The organism is Kitasatospora sp. NPDC057936, assembly GCF_042887525.1.
Classification (GTDB): Bacteria; Actinomycetota; Actinomycetes; order Streptomycetales; family Streptomycetaceae; genus Kitasatospora.
Genome location: NZ_JBHVPD010000030.1, coordinates 1 through 26,936 on the forward strand (window position 1 = coordinate 1; position 26,936 = coordinate 26,936).

The window sequence follows — 26,936 nt, forward strand, 5'->3', positions numbered from 1 at the left end:
TGGCACGCTGTTGAGTTCTCAAGGAACGGACGCTTCCTTCGAGCCGCCTTCCAGCGGGCCCTCCGGGCGCTTCGTTCTTTCGTGTTTCCAGCTTACCAGATGTTTGCCGTGCCGTTTCCGGCGCTTTTCGCATCTGAAATCTGCTGTTAACCGCCGACTTGCGGCGACTCGACCAACCATAGCGGGTCGTCCGCCGGAGCGCGAATCGAGGCGCGCCGGGTGTCACCCGGTCGGAGGCATGATTTGTTGCTCTCGCGAGCATATACAGCAATGGTCCCGATTCGCCAAGATGCCTGTAGAGTGCGGCGCATCGACCAAGAGGACTAGACCACTAGCAGGTCGGTGTGCTGCCGGCCGGCAGAGCGGGCGGGGCGTGAGTCTCCGCCCGGGAATGTCAGCGGATGTCCGAAGTTGACATGATTTAGGCTTCAGTTGATCGTCGCGCCGCTGCCCGCGGCCCTTCGCTGTACTGCGCACTTGGGAGGCACAAACCATGACCACTGTGACGTCGCCGCTGACCGGCCGGGTCGTCGGGCTCGCCAACGTCCCCGACCCGGTGTTCTCCGGTGCGATGGTCGGTCCCGGTACCGCGGTGGACCCGGTGCGCGAGCCGACCGAGGCGGTCGCTCCGGTGGATGGTGTCGTCGTCTCCATGCACCCGCACGCGTTCGTCGTCGTGGACGCGGACGGGCACGGTGTGCTGACGCACCTCGGGATCGACACCGTGCAGCTGAACGGCGAGGGCTTCGAACTGCTCGTCAACAAGGGCGACACGGTGACCCGCGGTCAGGCCGTCATCAAGTGGAACCCGGCCGACGTCGAGGCCGCGGGCAAGTCGCCGATCTCGCCGATCGTGGCGCTGGAGGCCGCCCCCGACTCGCTGGGCAACGTGCGCGAGGACGGCGAGACCCAGGCCGGCGACGAGCTGTTCAGCTGGAGCTGACCTCTCCTCTCTATCTTTCCCCACACCCGCCCCGGACGAGATGACGGGGCGGCCCCCACACAGCGGTTCCCGGCGGGGCCGCTCATCTCAGCGGAGACAGGTGACATGACGAAGACGCTGCGCGGCGTGGGTGTGAGCCACGGGGTCGCGATCGGCCAGGTGCGGCACATGGGGACGGCGGTGCTGGAGCCGCAGACTACGCAGATCCCGACCGAGGACGCCCCCCGTGAGCAGGCCCGCGCCCAGGCGGCCGTCGAGGCGGTGGCCGCGGACCTGAACGCCCGCGGCAACCTGGCCGGCGGCGAGGCCCAGGCGGTGCTGGAGGCCCAGGCGCTGATGGCGCAGGACCCGGAGCTGATGGCGGACGTGGCGCGGCGGATCGCCGTGGGCAGCAGCGCCGAGCGCGGCGTCTACGACGCCTTCGCCGCCTACCGCGCGCTGCTCGCGTCGGCCGGGGAGTACCTGGCCGGGCGCGTCGCCGACCTGGACGACGTGCGCAACCGCATCGTCGCCCGGCTGATGGGCGTGCCGATGCCGGGCGTGCCGGACAGCGACGAGCCGTACGTGCTGTTCGCGCGGGACCTGGCTCCGGCCGACACCGCGCTGCTGGACCCGACCCTGGTGCTCGGCTTCGTGACCGAGGAGGGCGGGCCGACCAGCCACAGCGCCATCCTCGCGCGGGCGATGGGCGTGCCGGCCGTGGTCGCGCTGCCGGGGGCGACCGACGTCGCCGAGGGCACCGTGGTGGCCGTGGACGGCAGTTCGGGCGACGTGCTGCTGGAGCCGGCGCAAGAGAAGCAGGACGAGCTGCGGGCCGCAGCCGCCGAGCGCAAGGCCGCGCTGGCCGCGTCCACCGGTCCGGGCCGGACCTCGGACGGGCACCGGGTGCCGCTGCTGGCCAACGTCGGCGGTCCGGCGGACGTGCCGGCCGCGCTGGAGAACGGCGCCGAGGGCGTCGGTCTGTTCCGCACCGAGTTCCTGTTCCTCGACGACTCGGCGCAGGCCCCGAGCGAGGAGAAGCAGGTCGAGGCGTACCGCAAGGTGCTGGAGGCGTTCCCGGAGGGCCGGGTCGTCGTCCGGGCGCTGGACGCGGGCGCGGACAAGCCGCTGGACTTCCTCACCCCGGCCGACGAGCCGAACCCGGCGCTCGGCGTGCGCGGTCTGCGCACCCTGCTGGAGCACCCCGAGGTCATGCGGACGCAGCTGCGCGCGCTGGCCAAGGCCGCCGACGGGCTGCCGGTCCACCTTGAGGTCATGGCCCCGATGGTGGCCGACCGCAAGGACGCCAAGGACTTCGCCGACGCCTGCCGCGAGGCCGGTCTGAACGCCAAGTTCGGCGCGATGGTGGAGATCCCGTCGGCCGCTCTGCGGGCGCGGGCGATCCTCCAGGAGGTCGAGTTCCTGTCGCTCGGCACCAACGACCTCGCGCAGTACACCTTCGCCGCCGACCGTCAGGTGGGCGCGCTGGCCCGGCTGCAGGACCCGTGGCAGCCGGCGCTGCTCGACCTGATCGCCTCGGCCGCCGACGCGGCGCAGGCGGAGGGCAAGAGCTGCGGCGTGTGCGGCGAGGCCGCCGCCGACCCGCTGCTGGCCGTCGTGCTGACCGGCCTGGGCGTCACCAGCCTGTCCATGGGCGCGGCGTCGATCCCGTACGTGCGGTCGACGCTGGCCAAGTACACGCTGGCGCAGTGCCGCCGGGCCGCCGAGGCGGCGCGGGCCACGGACAGCGCCGACGAGGCGCGCGCCGCGGCGCAGCAGGTGCTCTCCGGCGAGTAAGTGGGACGAGCGGTACGAGAGAAGGGGCGCTCCCGGTCGGGGGCGCCCCTTCGGCGTTCGTCAGGACTGGCGGTCGCGGCGCAGCTGCTCGAAGAAGCGCAGGTGGTCGATGTTGTCGACGGAGCCCGGGTTGACGGCCTGCTCCAGCGGGGTGCCGGAGAGGATGCGCTTCACCGGGACCTCGATGCGCTTGCCGGTGAGGGTGTGCGGCAGGCCCCGGACGGTGATGACCTCGTCGGGGACGTGGCGCGGGGAGAGTTCGGTGCGCAGCGAGGTGCGGATGCGGCCGATGAGGTCGTCGTCGAGTTCGGCGCCGGGGGCGAGGACGACGAACAGCGGCATCCAGTAGCCGCCGTCGGGCTCCTCCAGGCCGATGACGAGGGACTCGGCGATCTCGGGGAGGCGCTCGACGACCTCGTAGATGTCGGAGGAGCCCATCCGGACGCCCTGGCGGTTGAGGGTGGAGTCGGAGCGGCCGTGGATGACGACGGTGCCGCGGGAGGTGACGGTGATCCAGTCGCCGTGGCGCCAGGTGCCGGGGTACACGTCGAAGTAGCTGTCGTGGTACCGGGTGCCCTCGGGGTCGTTCCAGAAGCCGGTGGGCATGGACGGGAGGGGCTTGGTGACGACGAGTTCGCCGACGGCGTCGGTGAGCGGGTGTCCCTGGACGTCCCAGGACTCGACGGCGGCGCCGAGGCAGGGGGCCTGGATCTCGCCGAGGTACACGGGCAGGGTGGGGACGCCGCCGACGAAGCAGGAGCAGACGTCGGTGCCGCCGCTGACGGAGGCGAGCCAGACGTCCTCCTTGACCTCGTCGTAGATCCAGCGGAAGCCGTCGGGCGGGAGCGGGGAGCCGGTGGTGCCGATGCAGCGGACGGCGGAGAGGTCGAGGTCGCGGCCGGGGTGCAGGCCGGCCTTGCGGCTGGCGATGACGTAGGCGGCGGAGGTGCCGAGGACGGTGGCGCCGGTGCGGGCGGCCACCGACCACAGGGCGCCGGTGTCGGGGTGGCCCGGGCTGCCGTCGTAGGTGACGATCGTGGCGCCGACGAGGAGGCCGCCGAGCAGGAAGTTCCACATCATCCAGCCGGTGGAGGTGTACCAGAGGAAGCGGTCCTGCGGGGTGAGGTCGAGGTGGAGGCCGACCTGCTTGAGGTGTTCGAGCAGGATGCCGCCCTGGCTCTGGACGATGGCCTTGGGCAGGCCGGTGGTGCCGGAGGAGTAGAGCACCCAGAGCGGGTGGTCGAAGGGGACCGGCTCGAAGACCGGGGCGGTGTCGTCGGCGATCAGGTCCTCCCACTGGAGGGCGCCCTCGGGGGCGGGGGCGCCGAGCAGGGGGACGTGCACGACGGTGTGCAGGCTGGGGAGTTCCCGGCGCAGCTCCGCGACGACGTCGGTGCGGTCGTGGTCCTTGCCGCCGTAGTGGTAGCCGTCGACGGCGAACAGGACGGTGGGCTCGATCTGCTGGAGGCGGTCGAGGACGCTGCGGGCCCCGAAGTCGGGGGCGCAGCTGGTCCAGATCGCGCCGACGGCGGCGGTGGCGAGGAGGGCGACGGCGGCCTGCGGGACGTTGGGCAGGTAGGCGCTGACGCGGTCGCCGGGGCGGACGCCGCGGGCGCGCAGGGCGGCGGCGAGGGAGCCGACCTGGCGGCGCAGTTCGGACCAGGTGAGGACGGCCGGCTGCTCGGTGGTCTCGTCGAGGTGGAGGATCGCGGGGCGGTCGGCGTTCGCCGGGTCGTCGGCGGCGCGCAGGGCCTGCTCGGCGTAGTTGAGGCGGGCGCCGGGGAACCAGCGGGCGCCGGGCATGGCCGGGTCGGCGAGGACGGTCTCGGGGGCCTCGCTGAAGCGGACGTCGAACCACTGCGTCACCGCGGTCCAGAACCGGCCGAGGTCCTCGGTGGACCAGGCGTGCAGGGCGGCGTAGCGCTCGGCGGCCTGCTGGTCGTCGTCGGCCGGGGCGAGCGGGGCGGCCGGGGCGCCGTGGTGTTCGGCGGCCCAGGCCTGGAACGCCACGAGGCTGGTCGCGGCGGCGCGAGCGGGGTTGGGGCGCCAGAGCGGCTGGTCCTGGAGGGGGGTGCTCACGGTGGTGGTCTCCCGGCCGGTGGTGGGGACGGGAGTGCTCGTGGCGGGCCCGTCCGGTTGGGCTGTCGGTGCAGACCATGCCATGTGAGCGGCCGCTGCGCCAGGGTCTGCCGCGGGAGTGGCGGGCTGGTCAGCGGCGGTCGAGTTCGCCGTTGAACCAGGCGCGGGAGACGTTGGTGTGGAAGTCCCAGACGAGCCGGGTGTCGGGGTGGGCGAGCAGCCAGCCGTCGGTCTCGTCGGTGGGGCGCGAGGGCGGGAGGTCGGCGAGGGGGCGGGCGGGGAGCAGGCCGCAGAGGAAGACGAAGCGGCCGTGGGGGTCGGAGGAGGTGGAGACGAGGGTGACGTCGGCGGCGTCGGCGTGGATGCCGGTCTCCTCGCGCAGTTCGCGCACGCAGGCCTGCTGCCAGGTCTCGCCGAAGTCGATGTAGCCGCCGGGGAAGGCGAGTTCGCCGTAGCCGGGCTCGATGGTGCGGCGGATGACGACGAGGGCGGGGTCGGCGTCGGGCCGGGTGACGGGCAGGACGGCGACGGCGACGGGCAGCGGGTTGCGGTAGCTGATCTCGGCGCAGCCGGGGCAGGTGCGGGGCCAGTCGCGGGTGCCGGGCGGGTAGGGCGTTCCGCAGAAGTGGCAGTGGGAGAAGGGGCGGTTGACCGTGCTCGTCACGTCGTCGGTGGTCATGTGCGGATGGTAGTCCGACGCCCGCCGCGGGCGGTCAGCGGATCTCGTCCTCGCGGGCGGGGCGCAGCAGGGCGGGGTGGAGGAGGCGGGCGTCGCCGGCGCGGTAGGTGCGGGCGCGGGGGCCGCCGCGGGCTCCGCCGCGTTCGGTGGTGGTGCCGGTGCTCTCGACGAAGCCGGGGACGGAGAGGACCTTGCGGTGGAAGTTGCCGGGGTGGAGCTTCTCGTCCCAGACGGCCTCGTAGACGGCGCGCAGCTCGGGGATGGTGAAGTCGGGGGGCAGGAAGGCGGTGGCGAGCGGGCTGTACTCGATCTTGGCGCGGGCGCGGTCGAGTCCGTCGGCGAGGATGCGGGCGTGGTCGAAGGCGAGCGCGGTGGGGCCGCTGGGCCCGCCGACGCCACCCCCGTGGGTGTCGGCGGGCTCAGCGGCGGTCTCCGGGGGGCCGGCGGGCCCGTGGGCGAGGCCGGCGACCGGGTACCAGGCGGCGGCAGCGGCGTCGGTGCCGGCCTGGGGGTCGGGGAGGTCGGGGGCGAAGGCGAGGTAGGCGACGGAGACGACGTGCATGCGCGGGTCGCGGTGGGGGGCGCCGTAGGTGCCGAGCTGTTCGAGGTGGATGCGGCTGAGCGCGGACTCCAGGTCGGAGCTGCCCACCAGGCCCGTCTCCTCGGCGAGTTCGCGGGCGGCCGCTTCGTCGAGGCCCTCCTCGCCGGCGCGCAGGAAGCCGCCGGGCAGCGCCCAGGAGCCCTGGTAGGGCGGGGCGGCGCGCTCGACGAGCAGGACGTGGAGGCGGCCTTCGCGCAGGGTGAGGGCGACGACGTCGACCGTGACGGCCACCGGGGTGTAGGCGCGCGGGTCGTAGGCGGCGAGCCATTCGCGCTCGGCCTCCGAGCCGGTGTGGTGCGGGCCGGTGTGGTGCGGGCGGGGCTCGTCGGCGGCCATCGTCGGCGTCTCCGTGCTGTCGTCTCGTACCGGGTGTGCTGTCGTGCTCCGACCCGGTGCCCGCGCTTCGTACCGCGCCAGGGCGTTTTGGGCGCGGCCGCGCCGGGCCGCACGGTCGTTCTGTCGTTCTGTCGTTCTCGGGATGAGCACAACGTAGCGAGTCCGTTCCGGCCCGGCAAACGGTTTTCCGCGCGGGCGAGGGCGCCCGGCTCCTAGGCTGTGACCAGCCATGACCGTTCCCGAGGAGGCCCCCATGCCCGCCACTCCCCCGTCGGACTTCGCCGCCGCGCTGGCGGCCGGCCCCTTGGTCCTGGACGGCGGGATGTCGAACCAGCTGGTGGCGCAGGGACACGACCTGTCGCACGAGCTGTGGTCGGCTCGGCTGCTGGCGGACGCGCCGGAGGCCGTGGTCGAGGCGCACCGGGCGTACTTCGCGGCCGGTGCGGAGGTCGCCATCACCGCGAGCTACCAGGCGAGTTTCGACGGTTTCGGGCGGCACGGGCTCGGCCGTTCGGAGTCGGCGCGGCTGATGGCGCGCAGCGTGGACCTGGCCCGGGAGGCGGCGCGCAGCGAGCCGGGCGGGCGGCGGCGGCGCTGGGTGGCGGCCTCGGTGGGGCCGTACGGCGCGGTGCTCGCGGACGGTTCGGAGTACCGCGGGCGGTACGGGCTGAGCGTCGCGGAGCTGGTGGCGTTCCACCGGCCGCGGCTGGAGGTGCTCGCGACGGCGGGCCCGGACGTGCTGGCGCTGGAGACGGTGCCGGACGCGGACGAGGCGGAGGCGATGCTGGAGGTCGTCCGGGGGCTCGGGGTGCCGGCCTGGCTGTCGTACAGCATCGCGGGCGACCGGACGCGGGCCGGGCAGCCGCTGGCCGAGGCGTTCGCGCTCGCGCGGGACGTCGACGAGGTGGTGGCGGTGGGCGTGAACTGCTGCACGCCGCGGGACGCCGACCTGGCGGTGGCCCTGGCGGCGGAGGTGACGGGGAAGCCGGTGGTGGTGTACCCGAACAGCGGGGAGCACTGGGACCCTGAGATACGGGGCTGGCGCGGGGAGCCGACGTTCCGCTCGGCGCGCGTGCGCGGCTGGCTCGCGGACGGGGCCCGGCTGGTCGGCGGGTGCTGCCGGGTGGGGCCGGACGGGATCGCGGCGCTGGCCGCGGAGGTGGCCGTCCGGCGGGACTGAGGCCGGGACGGGAACGGACCGGGACGGAACCCGGGGCCGGACCCGGAACGGACCCGGGGCCGCGGAGGTTAACAGGCGGCCGAGCGCGGGTTACCGAGGGGGAAGGTGCACGGAGCACCGAACGCCTGGCAAACTCGTCCCGTTATCACTGCGGTCGACAATGTCGACCGCCTGTCAGCGCGGAGGTACCCATGCCCGGCCCGATCCAGTCGCTTTCCCGGGCCGCCGCGATCATGCGCCTGTTGGCCGGCGGCGAGCGCCGCCTGGGCCTGTCCGAGGTCGCGACGGCGCTCGACCTCGCCAAGGGCACCGCGCACGGCATCCTGCGCACGCTGCAGCAGGAGGGGTTCGTCGAACAGGACCCGGAGAGCGGCAAGTATCAGCTGGGCGCCGAACTGCTGCGCCTCGGCCAGAGCTACCTGGACGTGCACGAGCTGCGCGCGCGGGCGCTGGTGTGGGCCGACGACCTGGCCCGGGCGGCCGGCGAGACCGTCTACCTCGGGGTGCTGCACCAGCAGGGCGTGCTGATCGTGCACCACGTGTTCCGGCCGGACGACACCAGGCAAGTGCTGGAGGTCGGGTCGATGCAGCCGCTGCACAGCACCGCGCTCGGCAAGGTGCTGGTGGCCTACGACCCGGTCGCGCGCGGGGAGTTGGGCGACGGACCGTACGAGTCGTACACGCTGCGGACGCTGACCGAGGCGAGCGATCTGGACGCGGAGTGCGCGCTGATCCGCGAGCGCGGCTGGGCGGACTCGATCGAGGAGACCTGGGAGGGCGTGGCCTCGATCGGCGCGCTGATCCAGGACCGGCGGCGCAATCCGGTGGGCGCGGTGTGCATCAGCGGGCCGGTGGAGCGGGTGTGCGAGGACGGCTTCGTGCGGCCCTCGCTGGTGGCCTCGGTGCGCAGCGCGGCGCGGGCGATCTCGCGCGATCTGGGCGCCGGCCGGTTCTGAGCACGGGAGTCGAATCGTCACGCTGAGGCGCGGACGGGCGGTGAGCCTGTCCGCGCCTTGGCGTTTTGCCCTGATTCGGGGCACTCCGCTGGGTAACTTCGGGGGACGGGCCGAGGCGAGGGTCACAGCTGCGTAACCCCGCCTTGACGCGGGGCCGACCTGGGGAGGAAGCTTCCGCATGACGGTCGACATTGTCGAACGATGGCCGGGAAGATCACTCCCACAGCGCGCTCACCCGCACAGCGATCACCCGGCCGCCCGCCCCCACCCGCACCTCCGGGCCTCATGGACAAGGGAGTCTTTGTGTCCGCGTTCTCCAACGGCGACGTCTTCGTCGGCGAAACCCTCGGCACCGCCGCCCTGATACTTCTCGGTGGCGGCGTCTGCGCCGCCGTGACCCTCAAGAAGTCGAAGGCCCTCAACGCCGGCTGGCTGGCGATCACCTTCGGCTGGGGCTTCGCGGTCCTCATCGCCGCCTACATGACCGGCCCCAAGTCCGGCGCGCACCTCAACCCGGCCGTCACCATCGCGCTCGCGGTCAAGAGCGGCGACTGGAGCCAGGTGCCGCTCTACCTCGGCTCCCAGCTGCTCGGCGCGATGATCGGCGCCACGCTCGTCTGGCTCACCTACCTCGGCCAGTTCCAGGCCAACGAGGAGCCCACCCTCGGCATCTTCTCGACCGGTCCCGAGATCCGGAACCCCGTCCAGAACCTGATGACCGAGATCATCGGCACCTTCGTGCTCTGCATGGCGATCCTCACCCTCGGCGCCAACGACCTCAAGGGCATGGGCACCCTCATCGTCGCCCTGACCGTCGTCGGCATCGGCCTCTCCCTCGGCGGCCCGACCGGCTACGCGATCAACCCCGCCCGCGACCTCGGCCCGCGCATCATGCACTCCATCCTGCCGATCCCGAACAAGGGCGGCTCGGACTGGTCCTACGCCTGGATCCCGGTCGTCGGCCCGCTCGCCGGCGGCGCGCTGGCCGGCGTGCTCTACAACGCCCTGTTCTAAGCGACGGGTTCGAACCCGCCGAGCACGGGGACTGACCGGACGACCGACCGCGTCAGGCCCACCCACCCCGTCACCCCCCCCGACCCGAGCCGAGGACCCTCCCCATGACCTCCACTGGCAACTACATCGCCGCGATCGACCAGGGCACCACCTCCAGCCGCTGCATCATCTTCGGCGCCGACGGCCGCATCGTCTCCGTCGACCAGCAGGAGCACCGCCAGATCTTCCCCCAGCCCGGCTACGTCGAGCACGACGCCGCCGAGATCTGGACCCGGGTGCAGTCCGTCGTGCGCGGTGCGCTGGAGAAGGCCGGCCTCACCAAGGACGACATCCGCGCGATCGGCATCACCAACCAGCGCGAGACCACCGTCCTGTGGGACAAGAACACCGGCGAGCCCGTGCACAACGCGCTGGTGTGGCAGGACACCCGCACCGAGGCGCTCTGCCGCGAGCTCGGCCGCAACGTCGGCCAGGACCGCTTCCGCCGCGAGACCGGCCTCCCGCTGGCCAGCTACTTCGCCGGCCCGAAGATCCGCTGGCTGCTGGACAACGTCGAGGGCCTGCGCGAGCGCGCCGAGGCCGGCGACATCCTGTTCGGGACCATGGACACCTGGGTGATCTGGAACCTCACCGGTGGTGTCGACGGCGGCAAGCACGTCACCGACGTCACCAACGCCAGCCGCACCATGCTGATGAACCTCAAGACCCTCGCCTGGGACGAGGCCATCGCCGAGTCCATGGGCGTGCCGATGGCCGTCCTGCCGGAGATCCGCTCCTCCGCCGAGGTCTACGGCGAGGCCGTCGGCGACCTGGCCGGCGTCCCGGTCGCGGCCGCGCTCGGCGACCAGCAGGCCGCGCTGTTCGGCCAGACCTGCTTCAACGAGGGCGAGGCCAAGTCCACCTACGGCACCGGCACCTTCCTGCTGCTCAACACCGGCGAGAAGATCGTCAACTCGTACCACGGCCTGCTGACCACCGTCGGCTACCGGATCGGCGACCAGGCCCCGGTGTACGCCCTGGAAGGCTCGATCGCCGTCACCGGCTCGCTCGTCCAGTGGCTGCGCGACCAGCTCGGCATCATCTCCACCGCCGCCGAGATCGAGACCCTCGCCAACACGGTCGAGGACAACGGCGGCGCCTACTTCGTCCCGGCCTTCTCCGGCCTGTTCGCCCCGTACTGGCGCTCCGACGCCCGCGGTGTGATCGCCGGCCTGACCCGGTACGTCACCAAGGGCCACCTGGCCCGGGCCGTCCTGGAGGCCACCGCCTGGCAGACCCGCGAGGTCGTCGACGCCATGCAGAAGGACTCCGGGGTCGAGCTCACCGCGCTCAAGGTCGACGGCGGCATGACCAGCAACAACCTGCTCATGCAGAACATCGCCGACGTCCTGGACGCCCCGGTCGAGCGCCCGTACGTGGCCGAGACCACCGCCCTCGGCGCGGCCTACGCGGCCGGACTCGCCGTCGGCTTCTGGAACGACCTCGACACCCTGCGGGCCAACTGGCACCGCGCCGCCGAGTGGACCCCGCGCATGGACGAGGCCACCCGGGAGCGCGAGTACAAGAAGTGGCTCAAGGCCGTGGAGCGCACCATGGGCTGGGTGGAGGAGGAAGAGGACAACTGACAGACCCGCCGGTCGGGGCCCCGTGCCCCGGCCAGCCGCCCGCTGTTCACGGCAACGGGCGCACCCGTGTTTCACCGGCCCGCCGCACCGGGCCGACCGGCCTCTCCAGCAGGGGCCGCACCGCACCCGAGAGGAGTAACGGCGCAGCCCGACCAGCGCGCCGTACACAACCACCATGGCAACCATCCCGACCCTGGGCGCCGAGCGCACCGCCGGCCGCACCGCCTCCCGCGCCGAGACCCGCGAGCTGCTCGGCAAGGCCACCTACGACCTGCTGGTGATCGGGGGCGGCATCCTCGGCACCGCCGTCGCCTGGACCGCGTCCCAGGCCGGCCTGAAGGTCGCCATGGTCGACGCCGGCGACTTCGCCGGCGCCACCTCCAGTGCCTCCTCCAAGCTCGTCCACGGCGGTCTGCGCTACCTGCAGACCGGCGCGGTCAAGCTGGTCGCGGAGAACCACAAGGAGCGCCGCGCGCTCTCCACCGACGTGGCCCCGCACCTCGTCAACCCGCTGACCTTCTTCGTGCCGGTCTACAAGGGCGGCCCGCACGGCGCGGCCAAGCTCGGCGCCGGCGTGTTCCTGTACTCGGCGCTGTCCGCCTTCCGCGACGGCATGGGCCGCGTCTCCACCGCCGCCCACGCCGCCCAGCAGGTGCCGGCGCTGCGCACCGAGGGCCTGCGCTCGGTGGCCGTCTACGGCGACCACCAGATGAACGACTCGCGCGTCGCCGTGATGACCGTCCGCGCCGCGGTGGACGCCGGCGCCGTCGTGCTCAACCACGCCGAGGTCACCGGCCTGCGCTTCACCGCCGGCCGGGTCACCGGCGCCGAGCTGCGCGACCGCCTCGACGGCAGCGAGTTCGGCGTCAACGCCCGCCTGGTGCTCAACGCCACCGGCCCGTGGGTCGACCACCTGCGCACCATGGAGGACGCCGGCGCCGCGCCGTCGATCCGCCTCTCCAAGGGCGCGCACGTCGTCGTCAAGCGCCGCTCGCCGTGGCGCGCCGCGCTGACCATCCCGATCGACAAGTACCGCGTCTCCTTCGCCATCCCGTGGGAGGACCACGTCCTGCTCGGGACCACCGACGAGGAGTACACGGGCGACCCGAAGGACGTCCGCGCCACCCAGGCCGACATCGACCAGATCATGGGCGAGGCCGCGCACGCCATCCGCGACGAGCACCTCGACCGCGACCTGATCACCTACTCCTTCGCGGGCCTGCGCGTCCTGCCCGGCGGCCCCGGCGACACCGCCGCCGCCAAGCGCGAGACCGTCGTCACCGAGGGCCGCGGCGGCATGCTGTCGGTCTCCGGCGGCAAGTGGACCACCTACCGGCACATCGGCCGCGCCGTGCTGGAGAAGCTGGCCCACGTGCCCGGCACCGGCCTCGCCGAGGACATGTCCCCGATCGCCCCGACCGTCCCGCTGCCGGGCGTCGGCGCGCCGAACGCCGTCGCGCACCGCCTGCTGATCGACCGCGAGCCCGGCTCCCGCATGGAGCCGCTGGTGGCCAAGCACCTCGCCAGCCACTACGGCACCCTGTCCTTCGAGATCGCCCGCATGATCGACGAGAACCCGGAGCTCGGCCGGCCGATCCACGAGGACGGCCCGGACGTGTGGGCCCAGGTCGCCTACGCCGCCGAGAACGAGTGGGCTTACACGGCGGACGACGTGCTGCGCCGCCGCACGACCATGACGGTGCGCGGGCTGGACACGCCGGAGATCCGCGACGAGGTCGAGGCCTTCCTGGCGAAGCGCGCGGGCAAGTAACTGCCCGCTGTCGGCTGGCAGTTCACCGCAGTAATGATTCCGTCCGAGGGGCGGGCACCCGGATCACCCGGTGTGTCCGCCCCTCGGGCGTTCGGGTCACGACTGGACGGCAACGGCGGCGCGGACGACTGGCGCGTACTGATGCGCGGCCGACGTGCTGGCGCGGGCGCTGCCCGAACTCGTGCCCCCGGGCGCCACGGCCGGACAGGCCGCGACGGTGATGCTCGCCGCGCGGGAGGGACTGCTGGCACGGACGGCGGCGGGCGGCGCCGTCGCGGAGGACCTGCTCGACGCGACGGCGGCGGTGCTGTCGGGGGTGCTGGGCTGGACAAAGCCCTGGAACGCGCACAGGGGCGGCACCCGTTCGATACGGGTGCCGCCCCTGCGGGGAATCGCGGGCGCCGCTAGACGATGAGGCTCAGCGGCATGATCAGGGCGATCGCGACGACCGAGATCACCGTCTCCATCACCGACCAGGACTTCAGCGTCTGGCCGACGCTCATCCCGAAGTACTCCTTCACCAGCCAGAAGCCGGCGTCGTTGACGTGCGAGAGGAACAGCGAGCCGGCGCCGATCGCGAGGACCAGCAGCGCCGCGTGGGTCGAGGACATGTTCGCCGCGAGCGGGGAGACGATGCCGGCCGCGGTGATGGTGGCGACCGTCGCCGAACCGGTGGCCAGGCGGATCAGCACGGCGATCAGCCAGCCCAGCAGCAGCGCCGAGACGTGCCACTTGCCGGACCACTCGCTGACCGCGTTGCCGACGCCGACGTCGATCAGGGTCTGCTTGAAGCCGCCGCCGGCACCGACGATGAACACGATGCCGGCGATCGGGCCCAGCGACTTCCCGACGGTGTCGGAGATCCGGGCCCGGTCGAAGCCCGCCGCCCGGCCGAGGGTCAGCATCCCGAGCAGGGTCGCGGCCAGCAGCGCGATCAGCGGCGAGCCGACGAAGTCGAACACCCGCTGGCCGAGCGCCTTCGGGTCGTCGATCACGACGTCCGCGAGCGCCTTGCCGAGCATCAGCGCGACCGGCAGCAGGATGGTCGCCAGGACCGCGCCGAACGACGGCGTGCGCTCGGGCTTCGCGGTCTCCTCCGGGGCGGTGGCGGCCGGGATCTCCAGCGGGCCCACCCAGCGCTCCGCCACCCGGGCGAACAGCGGGCCGGCGATGATCAGGGTCGGGATCGCGATCACCAGGCCGAGCGCCAGGGTGATGCCGAGGTCCGCCTTCAGCGCGTCGACGGCCACCAGGGGACCCGGGTGCGGGGGCACCAGACCGTGCAGCACCGACAGGCCGGCGAGGGCGGGGATGCCGATCCGCATCAGCGGCACGTTGCCGCGGCGCGCCACCAGCAGCACGATCGGGATCAGCAGCACGACGCCGACCTCGAAGAACAGCGGCAGCCCGAGCACCGCCGCGATCAGCGCCATCGCCCAGGGCAGCGCCTTGCGGCCGGACCTGGCCAGCACGGTGTCCGCGATGATGTTGGCGCCGCCCGAGTCGGCGAGCAGCTTGCCGAGCATCGCGCCGAGGCCGATCAGCAGGCCGACGCTCGCCACGGTCGAGCCGAAGCCCGTCGAGAAGCTGGTCAGCAGCTTGTCGAACGGCACCCCGGCGACCGCGGCCAGCAGGCCGGACCCGAGCGTGAGGGCGAGGAACGGGTGCAGCTTGAGCTTGGTGATCAGCAGGACGATCGCACCGATGCTCAGCAGCACCGCGACCAGCAGCTGGGAGTCGCTGCCGGTGTGTGGCAGGGCCGGTGGGGCGGCCGCCAGCAGAGTGGGGGACATACTCACGCGAGGTCTCCATTGACGGGCCGCAGCAGCGCCACGGCCATCTCGACGAGTTCTTCGGGGGACGGGCCGACGTCCAGGACGGCGCCGCGCTCGTCCGCGCCCAGGGGTTCGAGCGCGGCGTACTGGGAGTCGAGCAGCGACGGCGGCATGAAGTGGCCGGTGCGGTGGGCGAGCCGGTCCTCGACCAGCTCGTGACCGCCGCTCAGGTGCAGGAAGAAGGCGCCCGGGCAGGCCGCGCGCAGGGTGTCGCGGTAGCGCCGCTTCAGCGCCGAACAGGTGACCACACCGCCGTCGCCGGACTCGGCGCGCTCCCCGAGCCAGCCGCCGAGGGCCCGCAGCCAGGGGGCGCGGTCCTCGTCGTCCAGCGGGATGCCCGCCGACATCTTGGCGATGTTGGCCGCCGGGTGGAAGTCGTCCGCCTCGGCGAAGGGGAGGCCGAGGCGGTCGGCCAGGAGGCGGGCCAGGGTGGTCTTGCCGACTCCGGAGACGCCCATCACCACGATCGTGGGAGGGGTCTGCGGGAGGTCGTGGTTCTCGACGCTGAGAGCCATGGGTGGTGCTCCTTCGTTGCCTGGCCGCCACTATCGCTCCAAAGATATGACGTATTCAAGTGGCGGAAACCAAATCGTCATACTTTTGGCGTGTGGGGTGGGTCGCAGGGGGCGGGGGGTGCTCGACGGGGGGCTGGTGGGGCGTGGCGTAGGGAGAAGCTGGGAGCGGGGGCGGGCCGTAGGGGACAGCCCCGAGGCGTGGGGTCGCAGGAGGTGGGGCGGGGTCGACGTCTAGGCTGGGCGGATGGAGATCCAGGGGCTGCCAGGGCGGCTGCTTGACGAGCTCGGTCCGGCGATCGCCGGGGGAGAGATCCCCGTGGGCGCGGTGCTGCGCAGCGAGGAGCTGGAGGAGCGGTTCGGGGTGTCCCGGACGGTCGTGCGGGAGGCGGTGCGGATCCTGGAGGGGATGCGCATGGTGGCCTCGCGGCGGCGGGTCGGGATCACGGTCCAGCCGAAGTCCGGCTGGGACGTCTTCGACCCGCTGGTGATCCGCTGGCGGCTGGCCGGCGCCGACCGTCCGGCGCAGCTGCGCTCGCTCGGCTCGCTGCGGGTGGCCGTCGAACCGGCCGCCGCCGCGCTCGCCGCCGTCCACGCGAGCGACGACCACCGCCGTGAACTCAGCTCCCTGGCGGTCGAGTTGACGATGTCGGCGCGGGCCGCCGACCTCACCACCTTCCTCCGCCACGACATCGCCTTCCACGCCACCGTCCTGAAAGCCTCCGGCAACGAGATGTTCGCCCACCTCGGGGACACCGTGGGTGCGGTGCTCACCGGGCGGACCGAGTACCATCTGATGCCCCATCAGCCGGAGCCGTACGCGATCCGGCTGCACCGCGAGGTGGCGGAGGCGATCTGCGCGGGGGACGGCGAGCACGCCGAGCGGGCGATGCGGACGATCGTGACGGGCGCCCTGGAGGAGCTCAACCAGCAGCTGGGCTGAGGTCCGCCACGGGGCCGGCCGCGGACGAATCGGGCCGGATCACACGATTTGACGGCAGTTCGGTGGATTCGGACGCATAGTCCGGCTTGCGCGGGGCAGAGTTCGTACCGGGGGCGCTCGACGCGAGCGCCCGTTCCGTGCCCGCCGCCGAATTCGCGCCTGGGGTCGCCCGATGTCCGTGCCACGCCGCCGTCGCCGCCTGCCCGACGAGGTGCGCGCCGCCGCCGTCCGCGCGGTGCTCTCGTTCTCCTTCACGCTGGTGGGCGTGGTCGTCGCGACGCTCGCCTCGTACGCGGGCAGCTGGCTGATGACGCCCGCGCTGATGGCGATGGGGCTCGGGGTGTTCGGCACGATGTGGTGCCTACTGGAGATCCTGGTCTCGCGCCAGGTCGCCGCCCAGCGGATGCGCGCACCCAACTCGGCGACGCCGATGGCCGGGAGCCGGGCCGCGGTCCGGGAACCGCTCGCGGCCCGGCCCTTCCCGCGGCCGGGCCAGTCACGGGGGCCGTCGCAGGGGCCGTCGCACGGCCCACCGCACGGCCCGCCACAGGGACCGTCGCGGGGTCAGTTCTCGGGCACCACGCGGTAGTGCGTGGTGAGCCGGCGGTCGCCGTCCAGGACGTGGAAGGCGAGCATCGGCGGGTGGGTGAAGGAGACGCCCTCACCGCCCTCACAGGGCAGGGTGACGGTGGAGACCACACCGGGGGCGACGAGCAGCGGCAATCCGGCGAAGGTCGTCGCGGCGGGCGTGTGGGAGTGGCCGCAGAGCAGGCCGACGACGCGGGGGTGGCGGCCCAGGACGCGGGCGAGGCCGGCCTCGCCGAACTGGCGGATGCCGTCGACGGTCGGTACGGCCAGCTCGACGGGCGGGTGGTGGAAGGCCACCAGGGCGGGCAACTCGGTGCGCCCGGCGCCGAGTTCGGCGTCCAGCCAGGTGAGCGTCTCCTCGTCCAGCAGGCCGTCCGGCCGACCCGGGATGGACGAGTCGAGCATCAGCACGTCCGCGCCCGGGAGTTGGTGCAGCCGGTTGATCGGACCGTCCGCCTGCTCGTCCTGCGCCATCCCGCCGAGCAGCACCTCGCGGTACGGCGCGCGGCTGTCGTGGTTGCCCGGGCAGATGAGGACGCGGTGGCGGGACTTGAGCACCTCGACGACCTGCTCGTACTCGGCGGCCAGGCCGTGGTCGGCGAGGTCCCCCGTCACCAGCACCGCGTCCAGCGGGCCGGGCAGGGCGTCGAGGTGGGCCATCACCCGCTCGGCCCGCCGCCGGGCCCGCTCGCCGCGGTCCCGGCGGTGGTCCTGGCCGAGGTGGATGTCACTGAGGTGCGCGATCGTCAGCATGCCGATCACGCTAACCAGTTCAGGGCCGGTCGGGAACCTCCGCGGGCCGCTTGAACATCCGGGTGGCGGTGATCTCGCCGTGGATGGCCGGGCCGTCCGGGTCCTGCGGGGCGGGCAGGCCGGGACGCAGGTGCTCCTCCACCGAGATGTACTTGAGGCCGGCCCGCAGGTCGGCGTCGTTGCGCAGCCGGATCACCAGCGGGAACTCGGCGAGCGCCGTGGTGTCGAACAGGCCGGTGGTGTAGATGAGCTGGACGCCGAGCGCGTCGGCCACGGCGCGCTGGAGCTCCAGCAGGTAGGTGGCGTTGGCGCGGCCGATCGGGTTGTCGAGGAACAGCGTGCCGGCGTGCCGCAGCTGAGACTGGCCGCGGTCGTTGGCGCGCAGCGCGGCCATCGTGCAGTAGAGCGCGATGGCCGCGGTGAGCAGCTGGCCGCCCGAGAACACGTCGGACATCTGGCCGACGCCGACCCGCTCGGCGCGCAGCACCGCGTCCGGCTTGAGGATCTCGACGCTGACGCCCTTCGGGCCGATCGCGGCGGCGACCCCGCGCAGCAGCAGCGACATGCCGTCGCGGCGCAGGTCGCTGTTCTTCCGGACGGCGGCGCGGGTGGCCTCGTCGATGACCTCGCCGAGGCGCTCGACGAGGGTCGCGTGGTCCGGGTCCTCGAAGCGGATCCGCAGGAACTCCTGGCCCGACCACTCCCCCAGGCCCTCGGGCAGCCGGGACAGCCGCTGGGCGGCGCGCAGCGTGGTGAGCGAGGACTCGACCAGGCCGCGCAGGCGGTCGACGATCGAGCCGCGGTTGCGCTCCAGCTGGGTGAGTTCGTCGGTGAGCACGCGCAGCCGGGGGGCGAACGCGGCGGCCCACGCGGCGGCGTGCTCGGGCAGCGCGGAGGCGGGCAGTTCGCGGATCTGCTGGCGGGCGGGGGTGCGCACGGCCTCGTAGCGGGCGGCGTTGGCGTGCCGGACGAGCGCGTCCGAGGCGTCGCGGACGGCGAGTTCGGCGGAGGACAGCTCGCCGACGGCGGTGCGCAGGGCCCGGCGGGCCTCGGCGACGGCGGTGCGCGCCTCGGGGAGGGCGCCGAGGTACGGCTCGGCCGGGTGGTCCGCGTCGTCCTGGTTGTCGCGCAGGCCGTCGCGGAGCTGGCCGGCGAGCTCGTCGAACGCGCCGGCCGCCGACTGGGCGGCGTCGAAGGTCCGCTGGAGGTCGGCGTGCGCGGTGCGGGCGGCGTCCAGGGCCTCGCGGCGCTCGGCCAGCCGGTTGGTGGCGGTGCGCAGGAGGGTCTGGGCGTGCTCGGGGTCGGTGGGGACGAGGTCCTCGGGCAGCTCGGTGTGCGCCTCGCCGTCCACGGGGGCGGAGCGCTCGGCGTCGCCGCGCAGGCGGCCGAGCTGCTCGCTCGCGGCGGCGGAGCGGGCCTCGATGGTGGCGACCAGCTCCTCGGCGCGCGCGGCGGCGGCCTGGCGGGCGGGGCCGTCCGCGCCGTCGGGGCTGCCGAGCAGCTCCTCGGCGCGGGTGCGGACCTTGTTGGTGAGGCGGTCGAGCTCGACCGCGGCGGCGGCCTCGTCGCCCTCGGCGCGGGCCTGCTCGGCGCGCAGGTCGGCGCCGACGCCGACCTTCTCGTACAGCTGGGAGGCGGCGCGGTAGGCCTCGCGCAGGGCGGGCAGCGCGGCGGGCGCGGTGTCGGCGGGCTCGTCGGCCTGCTCGGCGGCGGGGATCTCGGCGCGCTCGGCGCGCAGGGCGCGGGCCGTGCGGCGAGCGTCGTCGGCGGCGCGCTGGGCGGCGCGGCGGTCCTCGTCGCAGGTGCGGGCGCGCTCGGCGCACTGGGTCTGGCGGCGGTCGCACTCGGCGGCGTCGTCGGCGAGTTCGCGCTGGCGGCGGGACCAGTTGGCGCGCTCGCGCAGGCGGAAGGCGAGGCCGGAGAGGGCGTCGGCGCGGCGGCGGGCGCGCTGGGCGGCCTCGCGGTGCTCCTCGTGGGCGCCGGCGGCGGCCGCGTGGTCGGTCTCGGCCTCGTCGTGGTCGGCACGCAGGGTGGCGAGCGCGGCGGCGGACTGCTCGGCGTGCTCGCGGGCGGCCTCGGCGGCGGCGGCGAGCTCGGCGAGCGTGCCAGGCGGGCAGCTGGCGTGCCAGGAGGCGAGGCGGGCGGCGAGGGCGCGGTCGGCGCCGAGGCGGGCGGCGAGTTCGCGGATGTGCTCCTCGCGGGCGCTCGCGCGGGCGCGCAGCTCGCGGCGCTCGCCGTCGGCGGCGGACTCGTCGTGCATGGCCGGGTTCGGCGGCACGAGGAAGAACGCCGGCTCGTCGGTGATCGGGGCGATCAGCGAGGCGGCGGCGCCCACGGCGACCGTCGAACGGGGCAGCAGTGCGGCGGACTGCAGGGCCTCGCGGGCCCGGTCCAGCGAGTTGGGGTCGGTGACGACCACGCCGTCGACGAGCTCGGGGCGGGCGGCCAGGATCGCCTCGTGGTCGGCCGGGTCGACGGACTGGGCCAGGTAGCGCCAGCCGGGCAGGGCCGGGATGCCGTGCTCGGCGAGGTACTCGACGGTGGCGAGCACGTCCGGGCCGGGCGGCAGCAGGCCGCCGTCGCCGAGGGCGGCGAGGATGCGGGAGTCGTCGGCGGCGGCCGTGCGCAGGTCGAACAGGGTGCGCTCGGCGGTGGCGATGGCCTCGTCGAGGAGCTCGCGCAGGTACTCGGCGTTGCGGTCGAGGACGGCGGGGGTGAGGTAGCCGGCCTCCTCGTCGGCGCCCTCCTGATAGGCGGTGAGGGACAGCAGGTCGGCCAGGCGCGGCTCGGTGGCGAGCAGGGCCGCCGTGCGCTGCTCGGCGGCCAGCGAGCGGGCGGCGTCCTTGCGGGCGTCGCCGGCGCGCTCGGCGGCGAGCTCGGCCCGGCCGGTGGCGGCGGCCGCCTCGCGCAGGCGGGCGGCGGCGGCCTCGGCGACCGTCCGCGCCTGGCCGAGCGCGGCGCTCGCGGCCTTCTCGACGTCGGCGGCGTGCAGCGCGGCCCGGGCCGGGTCGACGTCGCCGTCCGCGTCGATGAATCCGGCCTCGACCGCGGCGGCCGTCTCCTGCTCGACCTCGACCAGGCGCTGGCGCAGGTGCTCGACCTCGCTGCGGGCCTTCTGGGCCGCGGTGGCGGCCTCGGTGGCGTCGGACTGCGCCTTGGCACCGTCCTCCTGGAGCTCGCTCGCGCGCTGCTCCTCGGTGTCCGCGCGGGACTCGGCCGCCGCGGCGGCGGTCTCCAGGGCGCGGGCGAGCGCGGTGGCGGCGCGCGCACGGGCGGCGAGCGCCGGGGCGGCGTCCAGCTCGGCCTCGCGGATCGCGGCGGCGACCCGGGCCACCCGGTCGGCGGCGGCGCGCTGGCGCAGCACCGCCTCGGCGGCCTGCCACGCGGAGTGCAGGGTGCGGGCGTCGATCAGCTCGCGGCGCAGCGCGGCGGCCTCGGCGGTGGCCGCGGCGAGGCTCAGCGTGGCGTGCCGGTAGGTAAGCTCCTCGGCGATCAGGTTGTGCCGGGTGCGGTCGGCCTCGGCGGCGGTGACTGCGCTCGCGGCCGCGGCGACCTCGATGGCGAGGTCCTGGGCGCGGTCGCGCTCGGCGGTGGCGCGGGAGGCGAGCGCGTGGGCGAGGCGCCGGGTGCGGCGCTCGGCGGTGCGGTGGGCCTCGCGGACGGTCTCGCGTGCGGTGGTGGACTCGGCGATGCGCTCCAGCAGGTCGAGCGACCCGGCGGTGAAGTCGCGCTCGGCGGTGAGCTCGGAGCGCAGGCCGAGCTTGGCGGCGAAGCCGTGGACGAGGTCGGCCAGGCCGTCGGTGTCGCGGGTGTCGGTGACGGCGCGCAGCAGGAGGTCGGTGAAGTCGCTGTCGTGCTTGACCGCGAAGAGGCCGGCCGCCTCGCCCTCGTCGGCGTTCATCTCGCGCTGGTAGCGGAAGAGTTCGGGGTCGAGGCCGAGCTCGCCGAGGTGTTCGGTCCAGCGGTCGTGACCGTCCTCGAAGACCAGGTCGAGGTGCGGGTGGGCCTTGCCGGCCTCGGTGAGGGCGTCGCGGAAGCCCTTCATGGTGCGGCGCCGGCCCCGGGCCCTCTGGTCGCCGGCCAGGCTGACCCGCTCGGCCACGGGCAGCGAGTCCAGCGTCAGGCCGGGGCCGGGGCGGAAGGAGTACCAGGTCTCGGCGAACTTGCGCGGGTCGGAGGAGACCTGGCGCCCGCGCCACTCGCTGACCTTGCCGACGACGATCAGCTCACCGGTCACGGTGTGCTGCCACTCCAGCGCCACGTGGCCGCAGTCGTCGGCGAGCAGGAACTTGCGCAGCACGCCGGAGCTGGCGCCGCCCAGGGTGTTGCGGTGGCCCGGGAGCATCACCGAGAAGATCAGCTTCAGCAGGACCGACTTGCCGCCGCCGTTCTCCAGGAACAGCACGCCGGCCGGGGCCGGGCGGCGCACCGGGCCGTCGCCGTCCTCGCCGAACAGGCCGATCTGCTGCGGGGCCGGGTCGGCGACCGGCTCGCCGACGCCGCGCAGGTCGAGCACCGTGTCGGCGTAGCGGGCGCCGGCCGGTCCGATCGAATAGAGGCGGACCCGGTTGAGCTCGTACATGTGCGGCGGTTCTCCGTGGCTTACGTGGCTTGAGGGTGGGCGGGGCTCGGAGGGACGGGGTTCGGGGCGGGGGCTCGTGCTGCTCGGCTGATGCCGGCGGGGCTCGTGCTGCCGGGCTCGTGCTCAGAGGGAGTGGAACGGGAGGCCGGCGTCCGCCACCAGTTCGTCGGCGGTGTCCGGCGGCAGCAGGCTCGCGGTGCCGTCCGAGACCGGGACGACACCGAGGTCGAGCAGCTCGGCCATCGCGGCCGTGCCCGCCAGGTCCCGGACCTGCAGCTGGTAGCGGGCGGTGGTGCGGTAGGTGCCGCCGGCGTCGTCCGAGACCTTCTGCAGGAAGCCCGAGTCGACCAGGAACACCACGGCCTTGGCGACGATGCCGATGGTGGAGCCGGAGAGCCTGCGGGCGTCCTTGGTGGCGCCGGTGGCGGTGCGCCGGGCCCACACCCGCCAGGCGGCCTCCAGGCCGGGAGCGTCGCTCTGCGGGTCGGTGTTCGCGCCCTCGGCGTCGGCCTGCTCCTCCAGACGGCGGCAGGCCTGGCGCACGAAGGAGTCGACGCCGTTGACGGTGATCCGGCCGAGGTAGCCGTCGTCGGCGAGGTCCTCGGGGCGGGGGAAGGCCATCGCGGCGACGGCCAGGTGCGCGAGGCCGTGCAGGAAGCGGTCCGTCGACTCGGACGCGGCGCGGCGCGAGTAGTCGCCCATGCGGACGGCGAAGACCGAGTCCTCGGCGGCGGCCACGGCCATGCCCGCGCGCGGCGAGACCTCCAGCACCACCAGGCCCATGCCGGTGGCGATCGCGTCGGCGAGGCGCGCGAACGGCGGGTCCTCGCGGTGGCGGCGCACGAGCTCGGCGTACTCGGCGTCGCGGGCGGGGAGCAGCTTGGCCTGGAGGCCGAAGGAGACCAGCCGGGCGGCGTCGGCCACGTCGGCCGGGGTGATCGGCGCGGGGGCCGCGGGCTCGGTCTCGGGCGCCCAGGACGTGTCGTGGTGGGTCGTCACGGGCGGTACTCCTCGGGGCTGTTGCTGCTGGCGGTTCGGGTGGTCGGGCGGGCGATCGGGCGGGTGGTGCGGTGCGGGGTCCGGCGGTGCATCGGCGGGCCGGTCAGCCGGCGTCCTTGCGGTCGGCGGCCATGCCGACCGCGTCCAGGAGGGCGCTGCCGACGATCAGGTCGGCGCCGCCGAACTCCCGGTCCCGCAGCGGGGTGCCGTCGTCCACCGCGAACAACAGCCGCTCCTCGCCCTGCCGGTAGGCCGTACCGACCGGCGGGCTCGCCGCGTGCACCGCGAGCAGGGCCACCAGGTACGGGAGTTCGGGATCCTGCTCGCGCGCCTCGGCGAGCAGGCCGGAGAGCCGGCGGGGCGCGTCGGCCGGCAGGTCCAGCAGCTCCAGCGCCGCCTCCAGCTGCGCCTCGGAGAAGCGGCTGTCGTCCGGGGTGGCGACGAGGTCCGGGTCGGGCAGCTCGGCGCCGAGGTGCTCGCGCTCGACCGGCGGGGTGAGCAGCAGGTCGACCAGGTCGGCGACGCGCACGGAGCTCGGGACGCGCAGCCCGGCGCCCCGGGCGAAGAACGCGCCGGTGGGGCGGACGGCCTGCTCCACCGGCAGCCGCAGCACGGGGGCGAGCAGCTGCCCGTACAGGTCGATGCCACTGCGGACGCCGGGGGTGGCGAAGGCCTGCCGGTCCTGCTCGGCGCGGAACAGCGGGCCGGCCTCCAGCAGGCGGGTCTGCAGCTGGGTGTGGCGGCGGATGCAGTCCTTGACGATGTCGACGAGCTCGGCGGCGCGGCGCTTGTGCTCGGGCTCCTCGGCCTCGTCGCGGGCCTTGCGGATGTTGGTGAGAATCGCGTTCTCGTGCCGGTAGCGGTCGGCGATGTGGTCCAGCGCCTCGTCGATGAGGTCGGGGATGGTGCGCATCCAGTCGACGGCGCGGACGTTGCGCCGGGTCGCCTCCAGGGCGCGGCGCAGCGTCTCGGCGTACTGGACGGTGCGGTAGCGGGCCTGCTCGGCGGCGAGCTGGGCGTCGGCCAGGCGGCCGCGGCGGATCAGCACCTCCAGCTTGACCTCGGCGGCGATCTGGGCCGAGGTGACGTCCGTGTCCAGCGCGCCGACCAGGACGTTGACCGCCTCGTCGGTGGTGCGCAGGTAGACGCCGCCGTCGGGGCCCGGGACCTCCTCGATCAGCTTGAAGTCGTAGTCGCGGCGGACGTACTCGCCGTCCGCGCCGAAGGTGCCGTAGACGGCGCGGAAGCCGCGGTCGACGCTGCCGACGTTGATCAGCGACTCCAGCACCCAGCGGGCGACCCGCTCGTGCTCGGCGCCGGGACGGCCGGCGGCCTGCGCGGCGACCCGGGGCAGCAGCCGGGCGAGCACTATGTCGCGGTCGGCGCCGGTGTCGAAGTCCATGTGGAGGGTGACCAGGTCGATCGCCGCCAGGCCGACCTCGGCCATCGCGTAGCCGCCGTACTCGCCGGCCAGGTTGACCTTGCGGTTGTCCAGGTCGTGCAGCGGGGCGGTGCAGGCCAGCGCCTTGAGCCGGCGGGCGAGGCCCTCGTCGGCGGCGGGGCCGGGCGCGGGGCGCGGCGCGGGCACGCCGGTGCCGGCGGCGGGCCGGAGGCCGGGCTCGGTGGGCGGGTCTGCGATGGCGGTCACGGTGGACAAGATTAGAGGTTCGCACCGACATCGACCGAAACGGGCCTTGCGGGCGGGCTGCGGCACGGCTGCGCGACCGGTGCGCAACGGGTGCGGGTGCGTGTCGGGGGTGAATTCAGAACCCGGTTTCGACGGGATCACGCCAATTCCGAACAGGAATTCGGAAAAGCCGTGAAGGCGGTGCGCCGCTTCCGTGATGATCGGCACATGATCACTCGACTGGCCAAAGCGGGCCTCGCCGCCGCGCTGTCCGTGACCACCCTCGCAGCCGCCGCCACCGGCGCCGCGGCCTCCACCGCCTCCACCGCCTCGCCCGCCGACGCCCCCGCCGTCCAGGGTCCGCACGTGACCGTGGCCGCGTACGGCACCCTGCCGAGCACGAACCCGCCCGGGCCGGGCGCGTTCTCGGTCAGCTGGGTCTCCGCCGGCACGGAGGACGTCACCGGCCCCACCCACCTCACCCTCGACCTGCCTCCGGGGCTCACCACCCCCGACATCGCGATGATGTACTCCACGCCGTACGACTACACCTTCACCGAGACCCTCTCGCCCGACGGCCGGCACCTGGAGGCCGTCTTCACCGGCAACCGGCAGCCCGGACGGTCCGACTTCATGAAGCTGAAGATCTACCGCACCGGCACCGAGCAGCCGACCGGCCCGATCGTCGCGACGGTCTCCAACCCCAACGACACCAATCCGACTGGCCACGTCTCGGTCGTGACGCTGGACGGGAGCACCCCGGCGCCGATCGTCCAGCCGGCCCCCGCCGTCACCGGCCTGGACACCACCACCGGCCCCGGCGCCGGCGGCACGGCCATCACGGTCAGCGGCAGCAACCTGGCCCACGGAATGGTGCTGATCGGCGGCACCCCCGCGGCCGGCACCTGCACCGACACCGCCTGCACGGTGACCACCCCTGGCGGCTCGGGCAGCGCGCCCGTGTCCGTGGTCACGCCGGGCGGGACGACGACGGCGGCCGGCACGTTCGACTACACCGGCGACCCGCCGCCGGCCCCGCCCGCGCCCGTCGTGTCCCTGGTGACGACCACCAGCGGGCCGGTGGCGGGCGGTACGAGCACGTACATCGTCGGCGAGAACCTGACGTACGGGACGGTGGCCTTCGGCGGGGTGCCCGGGACGCACGCCTCGTGCGGGTCGAAGTTCTGTTCGGTGACCACCCCGCCGGCCGCCGGGACGGGCCCGGTGGACGTCACGGTGACCACGGCGGGCGGCACCAGTGCGGCGGTGGCGTTCACGTACACCGCGTAGGTCCCGCGGGGCGGCGAACAGCCGACAGCTGACAGATGACAGAGTTTGAAATCTGTTATCTGTCAGCTGTTCGCCGCCACCCGCCCGCGCCCGCCCCCGAGGTGGAGTTGAACACGTTCAAACCAAAGGTCTAGAGTCGGTCCCGCGCAGGTGGGAAAGGTTCCACCCGCCCCTCGGCCTGGAGGTTCGCCCCGTGGACAACGACACCGCCGCCACTCTGCGCCGCGTACGGCGCTGGCTCTGGCTCTTCCTGGTCGGCCTCGTCCTGAGCGGCCTGACCGCCTTCCCCCTGGAGACCGAGACCCGCTGGCTGGCCGACTTCGCCGCCGGCCCCGCCGCCCCGGTGTCCGACCACTTCCCCGCCGCCATGGCCTGGCTCGAACGCGTCCGCGACGGTGTCGCCGAGACCAACGACCGCTTCCCCTTCCTCGCCTACGGCACCGACTGGCTCGCCTTCGCCCACCTGGTGATCGCCGCCGCGTTCTGGGGCCCGCTCAAGGACCCGGTCCGCAACATCTGGGTCATCCGCTGGGCCGTGCTCGCCTGCGGGGCCGTGATCCCCCTCGCGCTCATCTGCGGCCCGCTGCGCGGGATCCCCGTCGCGTGGCGATTCGTCGACATGTCGTTCGGAATCTTCGGGGTCGTTCCGCTGCTGATCGTGTTGCGGGCCCTGCGTCCGCTGGAACGTTCCTTCAGCGCGCCGGCTGCCGCGAACTGAACACACTGCCCGGGGTCGTGCGCCCCAGGGCGCGAATCCACGGGGCGAGCCCCCGGGCCGGCGCGCGCCCCCCCGGTCACGGTCCCCCGCCTTCAACCGCCCCGCCCACCAAAACCCGCAACAACAGCA

21 protein-coding genes are annotated in these 26,936 nt (G+C 74.0%); 12 read left to right on the forward strand and 9 right to left on the reverse strand.

Translation table 11 applies throughout. The features are described 5' to 3' along the window. Positions 1-493 precede the first annotated feature (493 nt). Both ACFVU9_RS17720 and ptsP read left to right on the forward strand, forming a co-directional pair. Positions 494-943 carry a PTS glucose transporter subunit IIA gene (locus ACFVU9_RS17720; RefSeq protein ID WP_380445684.1) on the forward strand — a complete coding sequence of 150 codons (450 nt, stop codon included), beginning with the start codon at positions 494-496 and terminating at the stop codon, positions 941-943. A 105-nt stretch (positions 944-1,048) separates the two neighbouring features. After that, positions 1,049-2,719, forward strand: coding sequence for a phosphoenolpyruvate--protein phosphotransferase (ptsP, locus tag ACFVU9_RS17725; protein WP_380503517.1), 1,671 nt, complete (start codon positions 1,049-1,051; stop codon positions 2,717-2,719). Positions 2,720-2,779: 60 nt separating this feature from the next. Here ptsP and ACFVU9_RS17730 read toward each other — a convergent pair whose 3' ends face one another. From ACFVU9_RS17730 to ACFVU9_RS17740, 3 genes are read right to left on the reverse strand one after another with little or no spacing between them, the layout of a single operon-like run. Then, the gene (locus ACFVU9_RS17730; protein WP_387594222.1) at positions 2,780-4,882 is read right to left on the reverse strand and encodes an acetoacetate--CoA ligase; all 2,103 of its coding nucleotides are present in this window, start codon (positions 4,880-4,882) and stop codon (positions 2,780-2,782) included. Between the two features lie 46 nt (positions 4,883-4,928). Beyond that, the gene (locus ACFVU9_RS17735; protein WP_380445687.1) at positions 4,929-5,477 is read right to left on the reverse strand and encodes an NUDIX domain-containing protein; all 549 of its coding nucleotides are present in this window, start codon (positions 5,475-5,477) and stop codon (positions 4,929-4,931) included. 34 nt (positions 5,478-5,511) lie between these two features. Continuing rightward, entirely contained in the window at positions 5,512-6,414 is a 903-nt protein-coding gene (locus ACFVU9_RS17740; protein WP_380498681.1) for an NUDIX domain-containing protein, read from the reverse strand. 253 nt (positions 6,415-6,667) lie between these two features. Between ACFVU9_RS17740 and mmuM the strand changes: the two genes are divergently transcribed. The 6 genes from mmuM to ACFVU9_RS17770 all read left to right on the forward strand — a co-directional run bounded on the left by mmuM (position 6,668) and on the right by ACFVU9_RS17770 (position 13,375). Continuing rightward, on the forward strand, positions 6,668-7,594 hold the full coding sequence (mmuM, locus tag ACFVU9_RS17745) for a homocysteine S-methyltransferase (protein WP_387594225.1): 927 nt from the start codon (positions 6,668-6,670) through the stop codon (positions 7,592-7,594). 191 nt (positions 7,595-7,785) lie between these two features. Further along, positions 7,786-8,550, forward strand: coding sequence for an IclR family transcriptional regulator (locus tag ACFVU9_RS17750; RefSeq protein WP_380445690.1), 765 nt, complete (start codon positions 7,786-7,788; stop codon positions 8,548-8,550). A 285-nt stretch (positions 8,551-8,835) separates the two neighbouring features. Continuing rightward, positions 8,836-9,564 carry an MIP/aquaporin family protein gene (locus ACFVU9_RS17755; RefSeq protein ID WP_380445691.1) on the forward strand — a complete coding sequence of 243 codons (729 nt, stop codon included), beginning with the start codon at positions 8,836-8,838 and terminating at the stop codon, positions 9,562-9,564. 104 nt (positions 9,565-9,668) lie between these two features. Further along, positions 9,669-11,189, forward strand: coding sequence for a glycerol kinase GlpK (gene glpK / locus ACFVU9_RS17760; RefSeq protein WP_380445692.1), 1,521 nt, complete (start codon positions 9,669-9,671; stop codon positions 11,187-11,189). 175 nt (positions 11,190-11,364) lie between these two features. Next, positions 11,365-12,960, forward strand: coding sequence for an FAD-dependent oxidoreductase (locus ACFVU9_RS17765; RefSeq protein WP_387594228.1), 1,596 nt, complete (start codon positions 11,365-11,367; stop codon positions 12,958-12,960). 154 nt (positions 12,961-13,114) lie between these two features. Further along, positions 13,115-13,375 (forward strand): hypothetical protein, encoded by a 261-nt coding sequence (locus tag ACFVU9_RS17770; protein ID WP_387594230.1) that lies wholly within the window; start codon positions 13,115-13,117, stop codon positions 13,373-13,375. Here ACFVU9_RS17770 and ACFVU9_RS17775 read toward each other — a convergent pair. Continuing rightward, entirely contained in the window at positions 13,365-14,753 is a 1,389-nt protein-coding gene (locus tag ACFVU9_RS17775) for a gluconate:H+ symporter (RefSeq protein ID WP_380498687.1), read from the reverse strand. The genes ACFVU9_RS17770 and ACFVU9_RS17775 overlap by 11 nt on opposite strands. A gap of 2 nt (positions 14,754-14,755) precedes the next feature. Next, complete coding sequence (locus ACFVU9_RS17780) at positions 14,756-15,310, reverse strand: gluconokinase (RefSeq protein WP_380498677.1); 555 nt, start codon at positions 15,308-15,310, stop codon at positions 14,756-14,758. 244 nt (positions 15,311-15,554) lie between these two features. Between ACFVU9_RS17780 and ACFVU9_RS17785 the strand changes: the two genes are divergently transcribed. Further along, a complete protein-coding gene (locus tag ACFVU9_RS17785; RefSeq protein WP_380445695.1) occupies positions 15,555-16,250 on the forward strand; it encodes a FadR/GntR family transcriptional regulator in 696 nt (231 codons plus the stop codon). 172 nt (positions 16,251-16,422) lie between these two features. Further along, on the forward strand, positions 16,423-16,839 hold the full coding sequence (locus ACFVU9_RS17790; RefSeq protein WP_380445696.1) for a hypothetical protein: 417 nt from the start codon (positions 16,423-16,425) through the stop codon (positions 16,837-16,839). Here the strand turns inward: ACFVU9_RS17790 and ACFVU9_RS17795 are convergent. From ACFVU9_RS17795 to ACFVU9_RS17810, 4 genes are all read right to left on the reverse strand, one after another. After that, positions 16,815-17,591: a metallophosphoesterase gene (locus tag ACFVU9_RS17795; protein ID WP_380445697.1), complete on the reverse strand. Its 777-nt coding sequence runs from the start codon at positions 17,589-17,591 to the stop codon at positions 16,815-16,817. The genes ACFVU9_RS17790 and ACFVU9_RS17795 overlap by 25 nt on opposite strands. Before the next feature lie 19 nt (positions 17,592-17,610). Beyond that, complete coding sequence (locus tag ACFVU9_RS17800; RefSeq protein WP_387594233.1) at positions 17,611-22,173, reverse strand: hypothetical protein; 4,563 nt, start codon at positions 22,171-22,173, stop codon at positions 17,611-17,613. Positions 22,174-22,296: 123 nt separating this feature from the next. Beyond that, positions 22,297-23,172 (reverse strand): hypothetical protein, encoded by an 876-nt coding sequence (locus ACFVU9_RS17805; protein WP_363656620.1) that lies wholly within the window; start codon positions 23,170-23,172, stop codon positions 22,297-22,299. 103 nt (positions 23,173-23,275) lie between these two features. Then, positions 23,276-24,811, reverse strand: coding sequence for a hypothetical protein (locus tag ACFVU9_RS17810; protein ID WP_380445712.1), 1,536 nt, complete (start codon positions 24,809-24,811; stop codon positions 23,276-23,278). Positions 24,812-25,027: 216 nt separating this feature from the next. On the opposite strand from ACFVU9_RS17810, the gene ACFVU9_RS17815 reads away from it, so the two are divergent. Together ACFVU9_RS17815 and ACFVU9_RS17820 are read left to right on the forward strand one after the other, a co-directional pair. Then, positions 25,028-26,089 (forward strand): IPT/TIG domain-containing protein, encoded by a 1,062-nt coding sequence (locus ACFVU9_RS17815; RefSeq protein ID WP_387594235.1) that lies wholly within the window; start codon positions 25,028-25,030, stop codon positions 26,087-26,089. A gap of 193 nt (positions 26,090-26,282) precedes the next feature. Then, a complete protein-coding gene (locus ACFVU9_RS17820; protein WP_387594237.1) occupies positions 26,283-26,807 on the forward strand; it encodes a hypothetical protein in 525 nt (174 codons plus the stop codon). Positions 26,808-26,936 lie beyond the last annotated feature (129 nt).